Genomic DNA, 22,409 nt, shown 5'->3' with positions numbered 1-22,409 from the left:
CGGCCCTGCGGGACGACCACCGGACCCTCAGCCACCGGACCCCGGACCCCGGCCACCGGGCCACGGACCGCCGGACCGCCGGACGCCGACCAAGCCACGGATCACCGGCCCACGGACCGCGCGACCGAGACAGAACGGAGCGGACAGGTGAGGACGAGCCGAGCCGGCCCAGGCCGGGCGAGACCAGCCCAGGCCGAGCCAGCCCAAGCCAGCCCAGACCAGGCCGGCCCAGGCCAGACCAGGTCAGGTCAGGTCAGCCACCGGAGAGACCCGCGCCCTCCATCAGGCCGCTGACCTGCGTGCCCGGCGGCGTGAGGAGGAAGACGTTGCGGTCGACGCGGTGCATGCCGCTGCCGAGGCCGAAGACGACGCCCGTACTGAAGTCCAGGACGCGTTTGGCGACATCGCCCTCCGCGCCGGACAGGTCGAGCAGGACCGGCACCCCGGCCATCAGCGTCTCGGCGACCTCCCGGGCGTCCGCGAAGACGTTGACGCGCAGGACCACGAACCGGCGCCGGGACTCGGTCGCGGCGTCGGGCAGCGAGCGGTGGTTCACCGCGGACGGCCAGGAATCCCGGCCTCGCAGCGGCACGACCTGGGCGAGCCCTTCCCACTGTTCATCGGTGACGTCGTAGCGGCGGCTCACCGGCTCCCCCCGACCTGACTCGCTTTCAATGCCTGCACCAGCCAATTCTTACGCCAAGTCACCCGTCCGGCCCAACAACGACACGATCCGCGACGGTTGCGTCCACTCTCCGTCCGATACTCGAGCGGGAGTTTGAGGCGAATAACCCGAACAGTCCGTTTCTTACCGGGCTCATACCCGACTCTTCATCGCGCTCCGTGCACCGCTCACCCGTCACCGCTAGCGTCCGGTGCCGTGCACTTGGCAGAAACACAGCAGGTGACACCCGATCGGCGGACATCGCCGGCGGTGTCCGCCGTCCCGGGGGCCCGTACCCGGGCCCCGGACGGTCCCGCTCAGTGGCACCGCGTCCTGACGCTCCTCGCCGACATCAGCCTGTTCATCGGCACCCGCGCGGCCTGGTCGCAGGCGGCCGCGCACCATCTGGTCCTCGCGGGCGTCATCTCGGTCTGCTACGCCTCGATCCTGGTGACGGGCGTGCTCGCGCTCACGGTCCGCCGCACCCGCTCCCTGGCCCGCCTGGACCTGGTCGTACTGCTGACCGCTGTCGTCCTGGCCGGATGCGCCTGGGCGCTGAACCACACCGGCGGCGACGAGGCCGTCCTCACCGCCCAGGCCGCGCGGGAACTCGGCGCCGGGCACCCGGTGTACGAACGGCCGTGGCCCTGGCTGTTCCACGCCAAGGGCGTGGCGCTGACCGCGACCATGGACGGCGGGTACGACCTCACCTACGGCTATCCCCCGCTGGCCCCCCTGCTCACCGCCCCCCTGCTGTGGCTGGGCGGCGGCGGGGCCCCGGCGACCGCGGCGGCGACGGCGGCACTGGTCCTCGGCACGGTCGCGCTGTGGCGGCTGCTGCCTCCGCCCTGGCGCTCGGCCGCGACCATGGTCTGCCTGGGCTTCGGCTTCCTCCCGGGGTACGCCCGGCAGGGCTACCCGGCGATCATCGCGCTGGCCCTGCTGATGCCGGTGGTGGTGCGCTGGCCCCGACTCGGTGCCCGCGGCCGGCTGGGCGCGGCCGGGATCGCACGGGCCGCCTGCCTGGGTGCCGCGTGCGCCGCCCAGCAACTCCCCTGGTTCGTCGCCCCGTTCCTGCTGGTCGGCATCCACGCCGTGCGGCGCGGCGAGCTGGGCGGCCGGGCGGCGGCCGGCGTGGTCCTGCGGATCGTGGGGACCGCCGCGCTGACCTGGCTGCTGATCAGCGCGTACTTCCTCGTGCGGGAACCGGGCCCCTGGCTGCGCGGGATCGTCCTGCCGCTGACCCAGGGCGCGGTGCCGCACGGCCAGGGGCTGGTGGGCGTCTCGCTGTACTTCACGCACGGCGGCGACCGGCTCGACTGGTACGGCCGGGCGAGCGCGCTGCTCGCCGCCGGGCTGCTCGCGGTGTTCACACTGTTCGTCCGCCGGCTCGGCCCGGCCGCGACCGTGCTGCCCTGGTGCGCCTTCTACCTGGCGACACGGTCGCAGGACGGCTACTACCTGATGATGACCCCGCTGTGGCTGGCATCGGCGGTCACCGCGCCGCTGCCGGAGTTCGCCCACGCCTGGCAGCCGCGGCCCCGTCCGCTGACCGGTCCGCGCCGCCGGGCCGTCCTGGCGGGAACCGTCGCGGCACTGCTGGCGCCCGCGCCGGTGTGCGCGGTGGTGGCGGCGTCGGGTCGCCCACCGCTGCGGATGGACGTCACGGCGGCGCGGTACCTCTCGGCGCGGGCCCTGTCCGGGGTGACCCTGCGGGTCGCCAACACCGGCGACACCGCGCTCACCCCGCACTACATGCTGACCAGCGGGTACGGCATGGGCCGGTACTGGTCCCCGGCGCGGGGCGCCACCACGATTCCCGCGCACTCCACGGCCACCGTGGAACTGCGGGCGCCGAACGGCCGTTTCCCGCTGCCGGCGCGGCCGGGCGCCCGGCTGCGGCTGCGCGCCTTCACCGGGGACCCGCAGACGCTGTCCACGCGGGACCTGCGGGGGACCGACCCGGCGCTCCGGCCGCCGTCCGGGTGAAGCGGAGCCCGGCCGTGACGCCGCCGGGGCGGAGGAGCGGGGCACCGGCGTGACACCGCCCGGGCGGGGAACGGGGCAGCGGCCCGCACGCGTCCCGGATCCGGGCCGAGGTCCCGGAGGGGCACCGGTCACCACCGCAAGAAGAGAAACCTCACAGCCCGTGCTCCGCCCCCGGCTGGACGGCCTGCCCTAGCATCCGCACCATGACGGTCCTGCCTGACGACGGGCTCTCACTGGCCGCCGAGTTCCCTGACGCGACGCACGAGCAGTGGCAACGCCTGGTCGAGGGCGTACTGCGCAAGTCAGGCAGGGAATTCTCCGGCGAGGCAGCTGAGGACGCCCTGTCCACGACGCTGGAGGACGGGCTGCGCACCCGGCCCCTGTACACCGCGCGCGACAGCGCGCCCGACCCCGGCCTGCCCGGCTTCGCCCCCTTCGTGCGGGGCAGCCGTCCGGAAGGCACCGGCCCGAGCGGCTGGGACGTGCGGCAGCGGCACACCTCCCTCGCCGGCGGCGCGGCGGACGCCGTGCTCACCGATCTGGAGAACGGCGGCACCTCCCTCTGGCTGGTGCTGGGCGAGGGCGGCATCCCGGTCTCCGAGCTGGGCCGCGCCCTCGACGGTGTCTACCTCGACCTGGCGCCGGTCGTCCTGGACGCCGGCCGTGACACCGGACAGGCCGCCGAGGCGCTGCTGCGGCTGTACGCCGACAAGGGCGTCGACGCCGGGGCCGTACGCGGCAACCTGGGCGGCGACCCGCTCGGGTACGAGGCGCGGACCGGCACCGCGCTGGGCTTCGCGCCGTACGCCGCGCTGGCCGCGCGCTGCGCCGCGGAGTACCCGGGTCTGCGCGCGCTGACCGTGGACGTGCTGCCGTACCACGAGGCGGGCGGGTCGGCCGCGCAGGAGCTGGGCGCCTCGCTGGCCACCGGCGTGGCCTACCTGCGGGAGTTGACCGAGGCCGGGCTGGGCGTCGAACAGGCCGCCGGGCAACTGGAGTTCCGCTACGCGGCCACCGCCGACCAGTTCCTGACCATCGCCAAGCTGCGCGCGGCACGCCGACTGTGGGCGCGGGTCGCCGAGGTCTGCGGGGCTCCCGGCGCCCAGACGCAGCACGTGGTGACCTCGCCGGTGATGATGACCCGCCGTGACCCGTGGGTGAACATGCTCCGCACGACGGTCGCGACGCTCGCCGCGGGGGTGGGCGGCGCCGACGCGGTGACCGTGCTGCCGTTCGACCACGAGCTGGGGCTGCCCGACGCGTTCTCCCGGCGGATCGCCCGCAACACCTCCTCCATCCTGATCGAGGAGTCCCACCTGGCCCGGGTCATCGACCCGGCGGGCGGCTCCTGGTACGTGGAGCGGCTGACGGACGAACTCGCCGAGGCCGCTTGGCAGTTCTTCCGGTCGATCGAGCGTGACGGCGGCCAGGCGGCGGTGCTGCGCTCCGGCCGGCTGCGCACCGACCTGGCCACGACCTGGGCGGCGCGCTCGAAGAAGCTCGCCAAGCGGCGCGAACCCGTCACCGGGGTCAGCGAGTTCCCGCTGCTGGCCGAGAAGCCGGTGCGGCGGGAGCCCGCGCCCGAGCCGCCCTCCGGGGGGCTGCCGCGGGTGCGCCGCGACGAGGCGTTCGAGGAGCTGCGCGCCCGCTCCGACGCCCACCTGGCGAAGACCGGCGCGCGGCCCCGGGTCTTCCTCGCCACGATCGGCTCGCCGGCCGAGTACACCGCCCGCGCGGCCTTCGCCGCCAACCTCTTCCAGGCCGGCGGCGTCGAACCGGTCACCGAGGGCGGCTTCGCGGACAGCGGCGCCACCGAGGCCGTGCTGTGTTCCAGCGACGCGCTCTACGCCGAACAGGCCGGGCGGACCGCCGAGTCGCTGCGCGCGGCCGGTGCCCGGCACGTGTTCCTGGCGGGCCGGGGCGAGTACCCCGGCGTCGACTCGTACGTCTTCGCGGGCTGCGACGCCGTGGATGTGCTGTCCGCGACCCTCGACCGCATGGGAGTGTCCTGATGGGAATCCCCGACTTCTCCGGCATCGAGCTGGGGACCCCGGTCGCCGACGGCACCGACGGCGAGTGGCGGGCCGCCGTCGAGCGGGCCGCCGGCGGCGCGCAGCCGCTGTGGGAGACCCCGGAGGGCATCGGGGTCAAGCCGCTGTACACCGGCCGGGACCTGGAGGGCCTGGACTTCCTGGGCACCTACCCGGGCATCGCGCCGTACCTGCGCGGCCCGTACCCGACGATGTACGTCAACCAGCCCTGGACGATCCGCCAGTACGCGGGCTTCTCCACCGCCGAGGAGTCCAACGCCTTCTACCGGCGCAACCTCGCGGCCGGCCAGAAGGGCCTGTCGGTCGCCTTCGACCTGCCCACGCACCGCGGCTACGACAGCGACCACCCGCGGGTGACGGGTGACGTCGGCATGGCGGGTGTGGCGATCGACTCCATCTACGACATGCGCCAGCTGTTCGACGGCATCCCGCTGGACCGGATGACCGTGTCGATGACGATGAACGGCGCCGTGCTGCCGGTGCTGGCGCTGTACATCGTGGCGGCGGAGGAGCAGGGAGTACCGCCGGAGAAGCTGGCCGGGACCATTCAGAACGACATTCTGAAGGAGTTCATGGTCCGCAACACCTACATCTATCCGCCGAAGCCGTCGATGCGGATCATCTCCGACATCTTCGCGTACACCTCGCAGCGGATGCCCCGCTACAACTCGATCTCCATCTCCGGCTACCACATCCAGGAGGCGGGCGCGACGGCCGACCTGGAGCTGGCGTACACGCTCGCGGACGGTGTGGAGTACATCCGCGCGGGCCGCGAGGCGGGGCTCGACGTGGACGCGTTCGCGCCGCGGCTGTCGTTCTTCTGGGCGATCGGCATGAACTTCTTCATGGAGGTCGCCAAGCTGCGCGCGGCCCGGCTGCTGTGGGCCAAGCTGGTCTCCCGGTTCGAGCCGGCGAACAGCAAGTCCCTGTCGCTGCGCACCCATTCGCAGACCTCGGGCTGGTCGCTGACCGCGCAGGACGTGTTCAACAACGTCACGCGCACCTGTGTCGAGGCGATGGCGGCGACCCAGGGCCACACCCAGTCGCTGCACACCAACGCGCTCGACGAGGCGCTCGCGCTGCCGACCGACTTCTCGGCGCGCATCGCCCGCAACACCCAGCTGCTCATCCAGCAGGAGTCGGGCACCACCCGGGTCATCGACCCGTGGGGCGGCAGCGCCTACGTGGAGCGGCTGACGTACGACCTGGCGCGCAAGGCGTGGGCGCACATCCAGGAGGTGGAGCAGGCGGGCGGGATGGCGCAGGCCATCGACGCCGGCATCCCGAAGCTGCGGGTGGAGGAGGCGGCGGCGCGCACCCAGGCCCGCATCGACTCCGGGCGGCAGCCGGTGATCGGTGTGAACAAGTACCGGGTGGACAGCGACGAGCAGATCGAGGTCCTCAAGGTCGACAACTCCTCGGTGCGCGCCCAGCAGATCGAGAAGCTGCGGCGGCTGCGCGCGGAGCGGGACGAGACCGCCTGCCGGGACGCGCTGGACGCGCTGACCCGGGCGGCCGACGGCGGTGGCAACCTGCTGGAGCTGGCGGTGCGCGCGGCCCGCGCCAAGGCGACGGTCGGTGAGATCTCCGACGCCCTGGAGAAGGTGTACGGGCGGCACGCGAGCCAGATCCGTACGATCTCCGGTGTGTACCGCAACGAAGCAGGGCAGTCCCCGTCCGTGGACCGCACCCGGGCCCTGGTGGACGCGTTCGAGGAGGCCGAGGGGCGCCGGCCGCGCATCCTGGTCGCCAAGATGGGCCAGGACGGCCATGACCGCGGCCAGAAGGTGATCGCGACGGCCTTCGCCGACCTCGGCTTCGACGTCGACGTCGGCCCGCTGTTCCAGACGCCGGAGGAGGTCGCCCGGCAGGCGGTCGAGGCGGACGTGCACGTGGTCGGGGTGTCGTCGCTGGCGGCCGGACACCTCACGCTGGTCCCGGCGTTGCGCGAGAAGCTCGCCGAGGAGGGCCGCGAGGACATCGTGATCGTGGTCGGCGGGGTGATCCCGCCGCAGGACGTGCCGACGCTGCGGGAGATGGGCGCGGCGGAGGTGTTCCTGCCCGGGACGGTGATCCCGGACGCGGCCCACGACCTGGTCAAGCGGCTGTCGGCCGACCTCGGCCACGAGCTGTAGCGCCGATGGCAGCGATCGATCTGGACACGTATGTGAAGGGTGTGCTTGACGGGCGGCGGGCCCTGGTGGCCCGCGCCATCACGCTCGTCGAGTCCACCCGGCCACAACACCGGGCGCTGGCCCAGCGGTTGCTCACCGAGCTGCTGCCGCACAGCGGTCGGGCGCGGCGGATCGGGGTGAGCGGGGTGCCGGGTGTCGGCAAGTCGACGTTCATCGACGCGTTCGGCACGATGCTGACCTCGCTGGGCCACCGGGTGGCGGTGCTCGCCGTCGACCCTTCCTCGACCCGCACGGGCGGTTCCATCCTGGGCGACAAGACCCGGATGGAGCGGCTGGCGGTGGACCCGGACGCCTTCGTGCGCCCCTCCCCCAGCGCGGGCACGCTGGGCGGGGTCGCCAAGGCCACCCGGGAGTCGATGGTGGTGATGGAGGCGGCCGGCTACGACGTGATCCTGGTGGAGACCGTCGGCGTCGGCCAGTCGGAGACGGCGGTCGCCGACATGGTCGACTCCTTCCTGCTGCTCACCCTGGCCCGCACCGGCGACCAGTTGCAGGGCATCAAGAAGGGCGTCCTGGAGCTGGCGGACGTGATCGCCGTCAACAAGGCGGACGGCCCGCACGAGCGGGACGCCCGAGCCGCGGCCCGTGAACTGGCGGGCGCGCTGCGGCTGATGCACGGCGCGGACGCTTTCTGGACCCCGCCGGTGCTGCACTGCTCCGCCCGGGAGCCGGCGGGCCTGGACACCGTCTGGGAGCGGCTGGAGCGGCACCGCGCGCTGCTGAACTCCACCGGCAGACTGGCCGCCAAGCGCCGGGACCAGCAGGTCGGCTGGACCTGGGCGATGGTGCGCGACGAGCTGCTCGGCCGGCTGCACGCCGATCCGGCGGTGCGCGAGGCCGCCCCGGACCTGGAACGGCAGGTCCGGGAGGGCCGGCTGACGGCGACCCTGGCGGCGGAGCGCATCCTGGCCGCCTTCGAGGGCGGCACGTCCCGCTCCTGAGGCCGCCGCTCCGCGCCCTCGCGCGGTCCCGGGGGCGCCGCCCCGGGGGCCGCGCGCTGTCCGAGGCTCGTCCGAGTGGGTTGCGCGAAGGGCCGCGACCGGACAAGGATCATTTCCTTGTGAGCCAACATTTCGATGTCCTTGTTCTAGGAGCGGGCCCGGGCGGCTACACCGCGGCGGTTCGCAGCGCGCAACTCGGCCTCTCCACCGCGGTGGTGGAGGAGCGGTACTGGGGAGGTGTCTGCCTCAACGTCGGCTGCATTCCCTCCAAGGCACTGCTGCGCAACGCCGAGATGGTCCAGTTCGTCACGAACGAAGCCAAGGCGTACGGGATCTCCGTGGGTGATGACGTCGCCGCGGACTACGGGGTCGCCTACCAGCGCAGCCGCAAGGTGGCCGACGGCCGGGTCAAGGGCGTCCACTACCTGATGAAGAAGAACGCCATCACCCAGTTCGACGGGCGGGGCTTCTTCACCGACGACCACACCCTGACGGTGACCTCCCCGGACGGCCGTACGGAGACGCTGACTTTCGGCCACTGCATCATCGCGGCCGGTGCCACTCCCCGGCTGCTGCCCGGCACGGCGCTGTCGGACCGCGTGGTCACCTACGAGAGCCAGATCCTCAGCGAGACGCTGCCGGACAGCATCGTCATCGCCGGCGCCGGCGCCATCGGTGTGGAATTCGCCTATGTGCTGCGCAGCTATGGCGTGGACGTCACCATCGTCGAGTTCCTCGACCGCATGGTCCCGCTGGAGGACGAGGAGATCTCCAAGGAGCTGGCGAAGCACTACCGCAAGCTCGGTATCGAGGTCCTCACGGGCACCGCGGTCCAGGCCATCGACGACTCGGGCCCGCGCGTCCGCGTCACCGTCGACAAGAACGGCGAGCGCCGGACCCTGGAGACCGACAAGGTGCTCCAGGCCATCGGCTTCGCCCCGAACGTCCAGGGCTACGGCCTGGAGAACACCGGTGTCCGACTCACCGAACGCGGCGCCATCGACGTCGACGGACGGTGCCGCACCAACGTGCCGCACATCTTCGCGATCGGTGACGTCACCGCCAAGCTGATGCTGGCGCACGCCGCCGAGTCGATGGGCATCGTGGCCGCCGAAACCATTGGCGACGCGGAAACCATGGAGCTGGACTACACCATGATTCCGCGGGCCACCTACTGCCAGCCCCAGGTGGCCAGCTTCGGCTGGACGGAGGCCCAGGCCCGCGAGCGCGGGTTCGACGTCCGGGTGGCGAAGTTCCCGTTCACCGCCAACGGCAAGGCGCACGGTCTCGGGCACCCCGTCGGCTTCGTCAAGGTCATCAGCGATGGCACGCACGGCGAACTGCTCGGCGCCCACCTCATCGGTCCCGAGGTCACCGAGCTGCTCCCGGAGCTGACGCTGGCCCAGCAGTGGGACCTGACGGTCCACGAGGTCGCCCGCAACGTCCACGCGCACCCCACGCTCGGCGAGGCGGTGAAGGAGGCCGTCCACGGGCTGGCCGGGCACATGATCAACATGTAGCGGGTCCGGAGCGTGCAGGGGGGTCCGGAGCATGCGGCGGGTCCGGCGCGGACGGACCCGTGTGACGGCGGGCGGACCGGGCGGCTCAGCCCGGCCCGACGCCCGCCGTCTCCCGGACGCCGAGGAGCCAGGAGGCGCACTCGGGCGCGGACAGCAGGTCGGAGTGACCGCCCGGGAAGGTGCGCCGGCTGAACGGGCCGGTCGTGGTGTGCTGCCACGCGGCGATCGTGTCGTCCGTGGTCAGCGGGTCCTCGGCGCCCCGGGCGGCCAGCACCGGGCAGGCCAGGCCGGGAACCGTCGCGGGGTCGAAGCCCCGCAGCAGGGCCAGGTCCTGGGCCGCCGTCTCGGCGACCACGGTCCGCCAGTCGTCCGAGGGGGCCCCGGCCAGGGCGCCGGGGTCCGCCCGGTCCAGGAAGGCCGCCGCCCCCGCCGGACCGGCCGCGGCCTGCTCCGGCACCCGCAGCCGGCCGGGCCCGGCGGCGCCCACCGCCAGCAGCGCGGCCACCTCGGCACCGGCCTCGCGCAGACGGGCCGCGGTGGCGTAGGCGACGTACGCCCCGTAGCTGTGTCCGAACAGCAGGACGCGGGCCGCCGGACGGCGGAGGATCTGTTCGGCGCAGGCCCGCGCCACCGCGTCGAAGGAGCCGGCCGGTACCCCGAAGTCCCGGCCGGGCCGGCCCGGATAGCGCACCGGCCATGACGTCCGGCCCAGCGCCCGCGTCAGCGGACGGAACTCGGCGCCGAAGGAGCCGGCACCGGGAAAGAACACGGTACTCGCGTCGTCCATGGTGGTTGGCCTCCGTAGCTGTGTGCCCGCCAGCTATGTGGGTGCCAGCTATGTGGGTGCCAGCTGTGTGAATGTCAGCTAGGTGGGTGTCAGCTGTGTGTACGCGGACTGTGTGCGCGTCGGCTATGTGTGGGTCGGCTATGTGTGGGTCGGCTCTGTGTGCGCCGGCTGTGTGTGCGTCGACTTCGCCTGGGTCGGTTGTGTGTGTCGGGGCCACGGCCCGCCGCGCTCACCGGTCCGCGCTCTCGTACTCGGGTTCGGCCGTCGACGGGCGCCGGGCGAGGACGGCGGTCGCCAGCCAGACGACGGCGAACAGCGCCCAGCACGCCCACATCGGCGGGCCGGCGAGCACGGTCACCGCGACCACCGTGACCGCGCAGAGCACGGCGACCGCCCGGGGCGCACCGGGCCCGGCCAGCTTGGTGTACGAGGCCGCGCCCAGCCCGTAGAGCACGAAGTAGATCCCGCCGGACAGCACGAAGAGCAACTGGAACGACATGGCGCCCGTCGAGCCCAGGAGCGCGATCAGGGTCAGGACGGCGCCGACCGCCAGGACGGAGGTCACCGGGTTGCCGTCCCGGGGCCGCACCCGGGCCAGCGGGCCGGGCAGATAGCCGCTGCGGGCCATGCCGTACACCAGCCGGGACAGGGCCAGCACGGAGGCGCACACGTTCGCGGTGATGGCGGCGACGACCAGCGCCAGCGTCACCGGCCGGCCCAGCTCCCCGAGCGAGCGCTCCGCCAGCCGCAGCAGCGGGGCCTCGTCCAGGGCCTTGTCGCCGGGGTCCACCGCGCTGAACAGGCCCAGCAGCACCAGCCCGTACAGGGCGACCACGATGACGTAGGAGGCGGCGAAGATGCGCGGGATGGCGTCCGGGCGCTTGTGCTCCTCGAAGGTGAAGGCCACGGTCTCCCAGCCGGTGAAGGCGACGTAGACGGCGGTGAGGACGCCGCCCAGCTCCCCGAGGGGCGGTACCGCGGTGCTCGGCGCGCGTACCCCGTGCGCCCCGATCGCGACCAGGGCGGTGCACGCGACCAGCACGAACAGGCCGAGGACCAGGGCGACTTGGACCTTCCCGGAGACGTTCGCGCCCAGGCAGCCGATCAGCGTGGCGGCGGCCAGGACGGCGACCGGGAAGAGCCAGGCCAGGCTCGGCAGGCCGGAGAACTGGGCGACGTAGCGTCCGCCGGTGATGGCGGTCGCCGGGATGCCGGCGACCAGCGCGAGGGTGGCCAGCAGCCCGGCGGAGCGCCCGACGGGCCGCCCGAAGGCGACCTCGGAGTAGTGGGCGACCCCGGACGCCGACGGGTGGCGGCGGCCCAGCCAGGCGTAGCAGTACAGCAGCGGGACGACGGACACGGCGGCGACGGCCCAGGGCTGCCAGGCGGAGCGGCCCAGTTCCTGGTAGCTGGTGCCGGGCAGGATCATCATCCCGCTGCCCAGGATGGTGGAGAGCGCGAGGAAGGTGCCGACGGCACCGCCCAGCGACTTCTTCAGTCCGCTCACGCCGCCGCCTCCTCGGCCGGGGTCGCGGCGAGCACGCCGGCGAGGGCACGGTCGAGGGCGGTGGTCCAGGTCGTGTCCGGGCTGTGCCCGCCGGGGACGACCGTCAGGTGGAACTCCCCGGACACCCGGCGGGCCCAGGCGGCGCAGCGTTCGGGCGGGATGAACCGGTCGTCGCGTCCGCACAGCACGTGCAGGTCGGTGAGGCGGCCGGCGGGGCCGAAGCGCTCGGCGAGGCGGTCGGCCACCACGGTGTCGCTCCGCAGGCCGTGCGCGACCTCGGCGAGCATGTCCTCGTCGTCGAGCACCTCCTGGGGAAAGCCGTCATGGGCGAGGATCCGGGCGATCTCGGGGTCGGGCAGTCGTGACATCGTCGGTATGCGTCCTGAGGAGTCGGGGCAGGGCGTGTTGATGACCAGTACCCCGATCGGCCGCGCGCCCCGCACGCCGAGGGCCGGGAGCAGACGGATGGCGGAAAGTCCGCCCATGGAGTGCCCGGCGAGGACGATGCGGCGGGCGGCACCGCGGTCGGCGGCGCGCCGGATCGCCTCGACGGTCCGTCGCCCCCACCGGCCCGAGTCGAGGTCGGCCACGGACTCGGCGTTCGGCAGGGCCAGCGTGGCCAGGCCGAGCCGGGCGGCGGCGTCCCGCACCAGGTCGAGGGGGGCGCCGCCGCCCCCTGCGGCCGGGAAGCAGACACACAGGTCCCGGCCGGCCCAGGTCCGGCTCACCTGGCGAACTCCTTGGCGTCGACCACCTCCACCTGGAGCTCGGTCAGTCCGAGCATGAAGTTGGAACGCAGCTTGCGGGGCGGTTCCAGGACCGCGAACGCCTTGTCCCAGGCGGCCAGTTCCTCGACGAAGGTCTGGATCTCCAGGGTGGCCGCGGGGGCTCCGACGCAGCGGTGGACACCGGCTCCGAAGGCGAGCTGCTTGTTGTCGGCGCGGTCGATCAGGAAGTCGTCGGGGCGGTCGAAGACGTCGGCGTCCCGGTTGGCCGACATGTTCCACAGGGTGACGAAGCTGCCGGCGGGGATGACGTGCCCGCCGACGGGGAAGTCCTCCACGGCCAGCCGCTGCACGTAGCTGTTGGTGGAGGTCCACCGCAGGAACTCCTGGGTGGCTACGTCGCAGCCTGTGTCGCCGTCGGCGACTTTGCGCCACTGGTCGCGGTGTCCGTCGATGGTGTGGACGGTCAGGCTGGCGGTGTGCGGGGTCGTCTCGTTGCCGCCGACGGCGACGTTCAGGCCGTTGAGCACCGCGACGTCGCGGGGCATGGTGCCGTCGGCCACGCACCGGGCGAGGAAGCCGATCATGTCGTCGGCCTGTCCGGAGTCGAGCCGGTGCCCGATCAGCTCGTCGATGAACTCCAGCACGTCCAGCTGGGCGTCGACGAGCGCGTCCAGCGGGGAGGTGCCGGCATACACCTCGTCCCGGTAGCCGATCATGGTGCGGGTGTCTTCGAGCAGCTTGTGGGCGTCGCCGGGGCCGATGCCGAACAGCACCTCCAGGACGCCCTTGGGCAGCTCAGGTGCGACGACGCTGCCGAAGTCGAGCCGGTCGCCCACCGACAGCTTGCCGAGGGCGTCGCGGATGTTCCGGCGCACCGTGCGGCCGACCCGGGCGAGCATCTCCCGGCTGAACCCGCTCGTCTTGATCGGCTTGCGGATGCCGGTGTGCGCCGGCTGGTCGGTGACGATGAGCATGCGGCCGGAGGCCGAGTCCTTCCGCGGCAGGTAGGAGCCGTCGACCATGGTCCCGTACGACGAGCTGAGCCGCTGGTGGTCGACGTAGGCCGCGTAGATGTCGGCGTAGCGGGTCAGTGCGTAGAACTCGTAGCCGTCGTCCCGGCGGTGCACGGACACCGGGTGGTGTGCGCGCAGGCCGGCCAGGTACGCCCACGGGTCGTCGTCGGCGAAGAACTCCGGCGAGTACAGCGGGCTGTCCTCAACGACCAGCATGCCGGCCTCCGATCAGATCGGCGATGCGTGCCGGGGTGCGGCCCTCGAAGAAGACGTGGCCGGGGACCTTGACCCCGGTCCGCTCCTTCAGCAGGGCACGGCAGCGCAGCACGGCCAGCGAGTCGACGCCGGCGGTGAAGATGTCCGTGTCGTCGGCGAGTTCGCGGCCCATTACCGTGCGGACGCAGTCGGTGATGGCAGCTGGTGAGATGTCCGTCATGTCTCCTCGGCCCTGTCTGTCGTTCGGTAGTGGTCCATCAAGGTGGGGACGTCGACCTTGCCGCCGGCCCGGACCGGGTAGCGGTCCACGAGGCGGACCCCGATCGCGGGCGAGAAGCCCTGGACGACGGTCTCGATCCGCGACCGGGTGGCCGGGTCCCCGAGCGTGGCCGGGTCGGTGCGGACGAAGGCCACGGTGTGCCGTTCGTGCTGGACGACCCGGCAGTCCCGCACCCGGGGCAGGGCGGTGACCCGCTGTTCCAGGGCGGCGGTGTCGACCCGCATCCCGTTGACCTTGACTCCGCCGTCCAGCCGCCCGGCGAACACGAGGTCGCCGTCGCCGTCGGCGCGCACCAGGTCCCCGGTGTCGTACGACGCCTCGCCCGCCGCGTCGCGGAACCGGTGCGCCAGGACGCCCCGGTCGATGTAGCCCAGGCAGACGAACGGGCCGTACACGACCAGTTCGCGGGCGTCGGGCGGTCCGTCCTGGGGTGGGCGCAGGAGTTGCCGGCAGCCGTCCAGCGGCCGGCCGATGGGCACGGTGGGTGCGTCGAGGTCCTCGGGCAGCCGGTAGTGGTGGGTGGCGAAGGTGGCCTCGGTCGGCCCGTACAGGTTGACGAAGTGCCGGCGCAGGCCCGCCTGCCGGGCCTGCCGGTACGTCGACGTCCGGAACTGCTCCCCGCCGCTGAACAGCCAGGGGATGTCCGCGACGGCCTCGGGCAGCACCTCGACGACCGTGGCGAGGACCGCGGCCGGCAGCAGCAGGCGTCCGATGCCGTACGTCCGCGCGAGGCCGGGCCAGGCGAAGACGTCGTCGTTGACGTGGGGCAGGCACACCACGCGTCCGCCCGCCGCAACGGTGCGCCAGGTGTCGAACCACCAGCCGTCGTAGGTGGGGGTGGCGAAGCTGCCGGCGGTGAGCCGGCCGGGGACGGGTACGTCCAGGTCGCGGCAGCCGAAGAGGGCCAGCAGGTTGCCGCGGGTGACCGCGACGGCCTTGCGGCTGCCGGTGCTGCCGGAGGTGTAGTTGACCGCGACGATCTCCTCGGGGAGCCGCTCCGGGGGCAGTCGGCCGGCCGGTTGTCCGGCGGGCTCGACGGACGGGTGCGGGCCGGCCGACACGGTGAGGGTGAGGTCGGGGCGGATGCGGTCGAAGTCGTGCTCGGTGAGGGTGTGGTCGTCGGCGACGGCCACGGAGCCGGCCCGCCAGGCGCCGAGCTGTCCGGCGAAGCAGCCGAGCTTGTGCCGGGAGCGGATGACGACCACCCGGGCCGGGCCGCCCGCGCGGATCACCGCCTCGACCGCCGTGGCGAGCCGGCCGACGTCCGCCCGGCTGTACTCGGTGCCGTCCTCGACCCACACGGTGTCCGGGGCGGACCACTGCCGGCCGTGCAGCAGCTCGTGCCAGGTGTCCGTCATGAGCGCAGTCCCAACTCGTCGATGATCGCGCTGATGCTGACCAGGCTCAGCCGGACGTCCCACTTGTCGGGGGTGGGGTCGGCGCCCAGTGCGGTCAGCGCGTCGGGGCGGAAGACGCCGGTGGCCGCGACCAGGTCCCGCCAGCGCGCGAGGGTCCGTTCGTCGGCCGTGTCGGCCAGTCCGTACGCCGTGAAGCCCTGCTTGGCGCGGTGCAGGATCCGTTCGGGCACGATCCCGGCGTACGCCTCCTTCAGACACGCCTTGCCCTCGAAGTGGGCCACCTTCCGCTCGTCGGGGACGCCGAGCGCCAGCGCGACGACGGGGTTGCCGAGGAACGGGTAGCGTCCTTCGACGGAGTTCGCCATGAGCATCATGTCGCCGTGGTCGCCGAGCAGATGTCCGCTCAGCTGCACGTACACGTCGGCGATCGACCGCAGTTGCATGCGGGTCAGCGAGGCGGTCTCCCGGTCGTCGAACGGGATCAGCCGGTCCCGCCAGTACTCCTGGCCGGGCAGCGCCTGGAGTGCCCGCGGGGCGAGGCACAGCTCCCGTCGGCGCGCGGTGCGGGCGCGGTCGGTCTCCCAGGCGAAGTCGGCGCGACCCCACGCCTGTTCGTTCTCGGCGTGCCGCTCGGGCGGTTTTCTGCGGGCGCCGTCGAACGCGTAGGAGTCGTAGCCGAAGAACAGTTCGTCGGCGCCTTCGCCGGAGATCACGCCCTTGAGTCCGGTGAGCCGGACCTGCCGGGCGAGCATCAGGGCCGCGACGTTGTACGTCTCCCGCTGCGGATGGCAGCAGTGGCGCACCATGTCCTCGAACTCGGCGGCGACATGGGCCGGGGCGCAGCGGATCTGGTGGTGTTCGCTGCCGACGGCGTCGGCGACCTCGCGCTGGAAGCGTCCCTCGTCGAGGGTGACGTCGTCGAAGAGCACGGAGAACGTCCGGGTGGGCTTCTCCCGGGCGCGGGCCGCCTCCAGCACGAGGGTGCTGGAGTCGAAGCCCCCGCTGAGGTAGGCGCCGATCTCGACGTCGGCGCGCAGCCGGTCCGTCACCGAGTGCGCCACGGCCGCGCGGATCTCCTCCCCGGTGGCGGGGCGGTCGGCCGGCCGGAAGTCCCCGTACCGCCAGTAGCGCACGGTCTCGGGCGCTCCGTCGCCGAAGCGGACCACGCAGCCGGGCGGTACGGCGCGCACGTCCTCGACCAGGGTCCGCGGCGCGACGATGTTGCCGAGCGCCAGGTACTGGTCGACGGCGCCGAGGTCGAGCCGCCAGGTGTGCGGCACGCTCCGTACGAGCGGTTTCAGTTCGGAGCAGAAGTGCACGTGGGTGCCGAGCACGGCGTAGAACAGGGGGCAGATGCCGAAGCGGTCCCGGCCCAGGTAGAGGGTGTCGTCGGCGCGGTCGTGGATGACGGTGGCGAACTGTCCGTCGACGCGGGCCAGGCCGGCGGGCCCGTGGCGGGCGAACAGCTCCGGCAGCACGGCGACGTCGACCCGGTTGTCGGGCGGGGCGCCGCCGAGCAGGGCGCGCAGTTCGGCGGTGTTGTAGATCTCGCCGTTCGTCAGGGCCGTGTACCGGCCGCTCGGGTCCTGGGCGGGCTGCCAGCCGTCCTTCAGCGCGGTCATCCCGAGCCGGCCGAGCTTGGCGGAGAGGGTGGGGATGTCGAGGGAGTAGGTCTCGTCCGGTCCGCGGTGCACCAGCCGGGTGTGCATCGCGGCGGCGACGGACCGGTCCAGGGTCTTGTCCGGGGTGTAGGTCCCGCACAGGCCGCACATCGTGTCACACGCTCCGTTCCCGCAGCCGGTCGGCGAGGACCCGCAGGTTCTCCGCCCGGAGCACGTCACGGACGCCGGCGTCGGTCCAGCCGAGCTTCTTCATGCCGAACACCAGTACGACGGCCGAGGCGGAGTCGCCGCCCAGTTCGAAGAAGTTGTCGTCCAGCCGCGCGTCCTGGACCCCGGTGAGCGTGCGCACCAGGTGCAGCAGCCGCTCGTCCGGGCCGTCGGGGGCGTCCGCGGGGGTGCGGGCGTGCCGCCGCGTGCGCAGGGCGTCCCGGTCGATCTTGCCGTTGGGGGTGCTGGGGAAGACGTCGACGCGTTCCAGCACGGACGGGATCTTGTACGGATCGAGGAGGCCGTCGAGGTGCCCCCGCAGGGCGCGCGGGTCGGCGGTGCCCTGGTAGTAGCAGACCAGGGTGTCGGCGGCGGGGTCCGCGGAGTCTGCGGGGTCGGTGGTGCTCTGGGCCTCGGCCACCACCACGGCCTCCCGCACGTCCGGGTGGCGGCACACCGCGACCTCGATCTCGCCCGGGTCGAGCCGGTAGCCGCGCACCTTCATCTGGCGGTCCAGCCGCTCCACGAAGTAGAGCCGTCCGTCGCGGAGTTCGACGACGTCGCCGGTGGCGTAGCCGCCCGTCCCGGCGGGGCCGTCGAGCGGGGTGACCCCCTGCTCGGTGAGGTATCCGGCCGCCACGGAGGCGCCGGTGACGACGAGTTCGCCCCGCCGGATCCCGGGCCCGGTGGCTCCCGTGCCGGCGTCGCGCAGCTCGTACGCGCAGTCGCCGACGAGTTCACCCAGCGGCACGCCGTCCCGGCAGTCGTCCGGGTCGAGGGCGTCGCTGAGCAGGTTGCAGACCGTGGTCTCCGTGAGGCCGTAGGCGTTGTGGAAGCTCGCCGCCTTCGACCAGGTGCGGACCACGGCCGGGCGGCACGGGCCGCCGCCGTTGACGACGTGCTCCAGGCGCATCCCGTCGGTGGGTTCGGTGACCGTCAGGGCGAACGGTGTCGTCTTGAGGTGGGTGATCCCGAACCGTTCGAGGGTGTCGGCGAGGACGGCGCCGGGCGCGAGGCGCCCCTCGTCCACGACGACCAGGCAGGCGCCGGCGGTGAGCGTCCACAGGATCTCGGTGAGACAGCCGTCGAAGGTGAGCCGGGCGAACTGGAGGGTGCGGCTGCCCGGTCCGACGGACAGCCGGGTGACGTGGTCGCGGATGACCGGGGCGAGCGGGGCGGTCCGGACGAGGACGCACTTGGGGGTGCCGGTGGAGCCCGAGGTGTGGATCGCGTAACCGATCTCGCCGTCCGCGAAGGGCAGCCGGCGCGGCTCGGGCGGGCCGGCGGCGGTGCGCCAGCGGGCCGGCGGCTCGGTCAGTTCCAGGTCGCCGTCGCCGTCGCCGCCCGAGCCCCGGGCCAGCAGCCGGACGCCCAGCAGGCCGGTCTTGGCGGTGTTGGACGCGTCGCTGTCCCGCTCGTCGACGAAGACGAACGGCCGCCGCGCCTTCAGCGCGCCGATCATGGCGGTGATCGCCGCGGTGCCGCGGGTGCCGAGCAGCGCGACGCATTCGTCCGGGCGGGTCAGCCGCCGTAACCGGTCCGCGAACTCGTCGACACGCTCCCCCAGTTCGCGGTAGGTCAGGGCGGAGCGCACGGTGCGCAGTGCCTCGTTGTCCGGGGTGTCCCGGACGGCGCGGTCGAATCCGTCGAGCAGGGATCGCGCTGTGGCTGCCATGTCACCCTCCTTCGCTGTGGACTGCCGGGAACCGTGCCTCGTGGCGGCCCGCCCCTTGCTGCCGGACGGGATGGGTGAGCGTGCCGACGTCCTGTACGACCGCCTCGACGGTGTCCCCGGCCTCGATGACCGCCGCCCCGGGGGTGCCGGTGCAGATGACGGTGCCGGCTTCGAGGGTGCGTCCCGCGCTGAAGTACTCCACCAGCCGGTCCAGGCCGAACTTCATGGCGGCGGGGGTGGCTTCGGCGATCGTCTCCCCGTTGCGGACGGTGGCGATGCGCAGCGCGGTGAGGTCGTCGTCGCCGAACTCGTCCAGGGTGACCAGGACCGGGCCGACACTGCAGAAGGTGTCGAACCCCTTGGCCCAGGGGATGTGGCGGGGGTTCTCCCGGATGACGTCCTCGGCCGTCATGTCGAGCACGGCGGTGACGCCCCCGACGACGGAGCGCCAGTCGGCGCGGTCGACGTTCTTGCAGGTGGTCTTGATGACCAGGCCCAGCTCGGCCTCCGCGGTGACCCGCCGGGACTGCCGGGGCAGCTCGATGTGGTCGCCGTTGCCGATCAGGCAGTTGGCGGGGCGCAGATAGGAGCCGGGGCCGGAGCGGGGCTGCTCGGACTCCAAGTCCTGTGAGTGTCGGCGGTAGTTGAGGCCGGCGCCCCAGATGTCGGCTCCGGGGTCGACGATGGTGGGGGCGAGGCCGAGGTCGGGCGGTCCGGGGGTGCGGGCCCCCGCGTGCCGTTCGAGGGAGCCGGTCAGCTCCCGGGACTCCGTCTCGCCGAGGAGGTCGCCGATCCGGGTCACGCCGGCGTAGCCGGGGACGTCGGACAGGTCGAACCACTGGTCGCGGTGGTGCACGGCGATGCCGTGGCCGCCGGCGGACGTGCCGGTCCTGGTGATTCTCATGTGGTCTCCCGTGGGCGGGCGGACCGGGATGCGGTCCGCCGGTCGGCTGGGGCCTTGCTTTCCGGACCTGGCCGCTCGTGTGCGGGTGCTCCCTCCGGCCGTGCCGGGCGCGGAGAGCCGGAGCGTGTCCCCGGGCGCCCCGGGTGCGGGGAGCGGGCGCGTGCCCTCCGGGCAGGGCGGCCCGGGGGTGAGGGGCCGGAGCGCGACGTGCGCCGCCCCGGACTCCGGGGGCGGATCCTGATCCGGGGTGGGTCCGGGTCCGGGTTCGGTCCGGGTCCGGGTTCGGTCCGGGTCCGGGTCCGGTCCGGGTCCGGGTCCGGTCCGGGTCCGGGGGGCGGTCAGGCGGTGATCCTGCTGGCGGCGGTACGGAAATCATCCTTGCGTGGACTGTGGTCGGCGATCTGCACGGCCGTCTCCATCAGCCGCGCCGGGTCGGTGTGGTACTCCTCGGCCAATTCCTCCACCAGCGGGAAATAGCCCGAATGAATGCCGATCACCGCGCCGAGCACCTGCATGGTGCGGTCCTCGGGAATGGGGACCATGTTTTCCCGGCAGTACTCGGCGAGTTTGGCGAGTTCCTGGTAGTCGAAAAGATCGGTCCCGAGGATCTTGATGACGCCGGCCAGTGATTCGATGGCGGCGTTTCCGGAGCCGCGGCCGATGCCGTCGAGGGTGGCGTCGACGATGGTGGCACCCGCCTGCATGGCGGTGATGCTGTTGATGTTGGCCATGCCGAGGTTGTCGTGTCCGTGGAAGCCGACGACCGGGAAGTACTCGCGGACCGCGCTCACATAGGTCTGCACGTCGGCGGGGAGCATCGCGCCGTAGGAGTCCACCACGTAGACGCCCGCGATCTCCGGGGTCACCCCGTCGAGCAGCCGGACGAGCTGCCGCACCGGCGTGGCACTGGACTTCATGAGGTTCAGATAGACCTGACCGCACAGTTCGGTGGCGCGCCGCAGGTAGTCGAGGTGGTCCGGGACCCGGTCGGGCTCCATGCCGACCCGGACGAAGGACATCCCGCGGTCGCTCATCTCCGCGATGGTGTCGAGGCGGGTGAACTCCGGCTGGGCGAACATGCCCCAGGGCTTGCGGGCCAGGGCGGAGCGGGCGATCTCGGCCCAGCGGTAGTGGCCGATGTTGCACGGCTTGATGCCGTTGCGTTCGGCCTCCAGCCCGATCCCATGGCCCACCTCAACCTTGGCGACCGGTATGTCGTCCAGCCGGGTGAGCAGGTGCGTCACGAACTCCTCGTCGAGCTGGAAGTCGACGGCGTAGGAACCGTCGCGCAGGGTGCAGTCGAGCAGTTCGATGGCCGGCGCTTCATCGGGCCGGCCGTCCGCTAACGACATGGCGTTACTCCTTGTTTTCGACAGCACGGATGACGCCCTCCGAAAGGGCGGAAGAAACGGGGAATCAGCGATGACCGCGATGTGGGGGGAAGCGGTATTCCCTTGTGGTGTGCCGTACGCGTTACGCGTTCCCAACCCCGGGTGTCGTAGACACTCATACAGGCTTTGACCGAATAACATGCCCATTTCCGTGATGGAGTGCCTCCGGCCGATCATCCGTCCGCCGGGGCGGGTGCGCGGCGGCGCCGGTCGTCCTGACTGATGGGAGCCGGACCGCGGGGCCCCGACCGCCGGGCCGCCGGGCGGGCCGTCCACGGGGCCCGGTGCCCCGATCGGGGCGGCTGGGGCGCCGAATTCCGGTCGAGATGGCCCGAACCCCCCGCCACCCCCTTGACGGCCGGCACTCCGCGCGTCGCGGCGCGGGCCGCCCCGGGACCGCGTCGGGGCCCGGGACCGTGTCGAGGCCCGGGACCGTGTCGAGGCCCGGGACCGCGTCGGGGCTTGGCCGCCCTGCGGGGCCCGGCCGGTGACGGTGCGGGCTACGGCCGCTCGGCGGTGCCGTCCGGGACCGTCCCGGACTTCGTGTGCAGGACTTCGCGGGCCTGGTTCGCGGCGCGGGTGATGCTCTCGGAGACGAAGTCGAGGAAGCGGGCGATGTTCTCCAGGCGGGCGGCGGCCGGGGTGCCGGAGCCGAGGATGTCCACGCCCTGCCGGGCGACTTCGCCCAGGTGCGCGGTGGACCGGGCACCGGCCATCGTGGACTGGTACAGGACGTCGTCGTCGACGACGTAGCGTTCGCGGCGGCGTTCGTCGCGTTCCCGGCGGATGAGGCCCTGGCTCTCGAGGAACGCGACCGCCTTGGACACGGACGCGGGGCTGACCTGGAGCCGCCCGGCGAGTTCGGAGGCGGTGAGGCTGCCCGCGTCGGTGGTGTAGAGGCAGGCCAGCACCCGGGCCGTCATCCTGGGCAGACCCGACTGCATGAAGACGGTGGTGAAGGTCTCCTCGTACGCGCGCACGGCGTCGGGATCGCGTCCGTGGGCGTGCGGGACCGCGTTCGGGTCCCGGGGCACGGCCTTCCCCCGGCGGCGGGCGCGGTGTTCGGTGGCGCGGTGGGCGAGATCGGCGCGGTAGGCGGTGGGGCCTCCGTTGCGCATGACCTCGCGGGTGACGGTCGAGGTCGGGCGGTCGAGGCGTCTGGCGATCTCCGCGTAGGCGAGGCCGTCGGCCAGTCCCAGCGCGATCTGCCGGCGTTCCTGCTGGGTGAGTCTGCCTCCCGGCATCACGGTCTCCTTGGGCTCCGGGGAGCCTCCACCATAGCCTTCACCCTTGAGCCATTGCAACGGAGCCGTGCCAGTGCGTTGCGTTATATGTAGCACCGTTGCAACGATTCAACGCCT

Annotated in this window: 17 protein-coding genes; 5 read left to right on the top strand and 12 right to left on the bottom strand. The window is 72.8% G+C overall.

Annotated features, from left to right (window positions below; genetic code table 11):
- Positions 1-253 precede the first annotated feature (253 nt).
- The gene (locus IF37_RS0102350) at positions 254-646 is read right to left on the bottom strand and encodes a cell division protein SepF (RefSeq protein ID WP_030735261.1); all 393 of its coding nucleotides are present in this window, start codon (positions 644-646) and stop codon (positions 254-256) included.
- Positions 647-934: 288 nt separating this feature from the next.
- On the opposite strand from IF37_RS0102350, the gene IF37_RS0102345 reads away from it, so the two are divergent.
- The 5 genes from IF37_RS0102345 (at position 935) to lpdA (ending at position 9,360) form a co-directional block, all read left to right on the top strand.
- On the top strand, positions 935-2,653 hold the full coding sequence (locus tag IF37_RS0102345) for a hypothetical protein (RefSeq protein ID WP_030735258.1): 1,719 nt from the start codon (positions 935-937) through the stop codon (positions 2,651-2,653).
- 203 nt (positions 2,654-2,856) lie between these two features.
- Complete coding sequence (locus IF37_RS0102340) at positions 2,857-4,665, top strand: methylmalonyl-CoA mutase family protein (protein WP_030735255.1); 1,809 nt, start codon at positions 2,857-2,859, stop codon at positions 4,663-4,665.
- Positions 4,665-6,839: a methylmalonyl-CoA mutase gene (gene scpA / locus IF37_RS0102335; protein WP_030735252.1), complete on the top strand. Its 2,175-nt coding sequence runs from the start codon at positions 4,665-4,667 to the stop codon at positions 6,837-6,839. The genes IF37_RS0102340 and scpA overlap by 1 nt, the downstream gene beginning before the upstream one ends.
- Positions 6,840-6,844: 5 nt before the next feature.
- A complete protein-coding gene (gene meaB, locus IF37_RS0102330) occupies positions 6,845-7,840 on the top strand; it encodes a methylmalonyl Co-A mutase-associated GTPase MeaB (protein ID WP_030735249.1) in 996 nt (331 codons plus the stop codon).
- Positions 7,841-7,959: 119 nt separating this feature from the next.
- Entirely contained in the window at positions 7,960-9,360 is a 1,401-nt protein-coding gene (gene lpdA, locus IF37_RS0102325) for a dihydrolipoyl dehydrogenase (RefSeq protein WP_030735246.1), read from the top strand.
- Between the two features lie 85 nt (positions 9,361-9,445).
- On the opposite strand, the gene IF37_RS40675 is transcribed toward lpdA, so the two are convergent.
- From IF37_RS40675 to IF37_RS0102270, 11 genes are all read right to left on the bottom strand, one after another.
- Positions 9,446-10,147 (bottom strand): thioesterase II family protein, encoded by a 702-nt coding sequence (locus IF37_RS40675; RefSeq protein ID WP_052844930.1) that lies wholly within the window; start codon positions 10,145-10,147, stop codon positions 9,446-9,448.
- Positions 10,148-10,376: 229 nt separating this feature from the next.
- Positions 10,377-11,654: an APC family permease gene (locus IF37_RS0102315; protein ID WP_030735240.1), complete on the bottom strand. Its 1,278-nt coding sequence runs from the start codon at positions 11,652-11,654 to the stop codon at positions 10,377-10,379.
- On the bottom strand, positions 11,651-12,382 hold the full coding sequence (locus IF37_RS40670; protein ID WP_030735237.1) for a thioesterase II family protein: 732 nt from the start codon (positions 12,380-12,382) through the stop codon (positions 11,651-11,653). The genes IF37_RS0102315 and IF37_RS40670 overlap by 4 nt, the downstream gene beginning before the upstream one ends.
- Positions 12,379-13,611, bottom strand: coding sequence for a cytochrome P450 (locus tag IF37_RS0102305; RefSeq protein WP_052844929.1), 1,233 nt, complete (start codon positions 13,609-13,611; stop codon positions 12,379-12,381). The genes IF37_RS40670 and IF37_RS0102305 overlap by 4 nt, the downstream gene beginning before the upstream one ends.
- Entirely contained in the window at positions 13,598-13,831 is a 234-nt protein-coding gene (locus IF37_RS0102300; RefSeq protein ID WP_079165510.1) for an acyl carrier protein, read from the bottom strand. The genes IF37_RS0102305 and IF37_RS0102300 overlap by 14 nt, the downstream gene beginning before the upstream one ends.
- The gene (locus IF37_RS0102295; RefSeq protein ID WP_030735228.1) at positions 13,828-15,249 is read right to left on the bottom strand and encodes an AMP-binding protein; all 1,422 of its coding nucleotides are present in this window, start codon (positions 15,247-15,249) and stop codon (positions 13,828-13,830) included. Before IF37_RS0102295 ends, IF37_RS0102300 begins: the two co-directional genes overlap by 4 nt.
- Complete coding sequence (gene asnB / locus IF37_RS0102290) at positions 15,246-17,021, bottom strand: asparagine synthase (glutamine-hydrolyzing) (protein ID WP_030735225.1); 1,776 nt, start codon at positions 17,019-17,021, stop codon at positions 15,246-15,248. The genes IF37_RS0102295 and asnB overlap by 4 nt, the downstream gene beginning before the upstream one ends.
- A 4-nt stretch (positions 17,022-17,025) precedes the next feature.
- Entirely contained in the window at positions 17,026-18,753 is a 1,728-nt protein-coding gene (locus tag IF37_RS0102285) for a non-ribosomal peptide synthetase (RefSeq protein WP_030735222.1), read from the bottom strand.
- Between the two features lies 1 nt (position 18,754).
- Positions 18,755-19,657, bottom strand: coding sequence for a fumarylacetoacetate hydrolase family protein (locus IF37_RS0102280; RefSeq protein WP_052844928.1), 903 nt, complete (start codon positions 19,655-19,657; stop codon positions 18,755-18,757).
- A 338-nt stretch (positions 19,658-19,995) separates the two neighbouring features.
- A complete protein-coding gene (locus IF37_RS0102275) occupies positions 19,996-21,009 on the bottom strand; it encodes a hypothetical protein (protein ID WP_052844927.1) in 1,014 nt (337 codons plus the stop codon).
- Between the two features lie 539 nt (positions 21,010-21,548).
- On the bottom strand, positions 21,549-22,292 hold the full coding sequence (locus IF37_RS0102270; RefSeq protein ID WP_030735213.1) for a helix-turn-helix domain-containing protein: 744 nt from the start codon (positions 22,290-22,292) through the stop codon (positions 21,549-21,551).
- Positions 22,293-22,409 lie beyond the last annotated feature (117 nt).

It is taken from the genome of Streptomyces sp. NRRL S-31 (assembly GCF_000718775.1).
In the GTDB taxonomy this organism is placed as follows: domain Bacteria; phylum Actinomycetota; class Actinomycetes; order Streptomycetales; family Streptomycetaceae; genus Streptomyces.
Note: the sequence above shows the minus strand (reverse complement) of the source record. Positions and strands in the feature narration are given on the sequence as shown.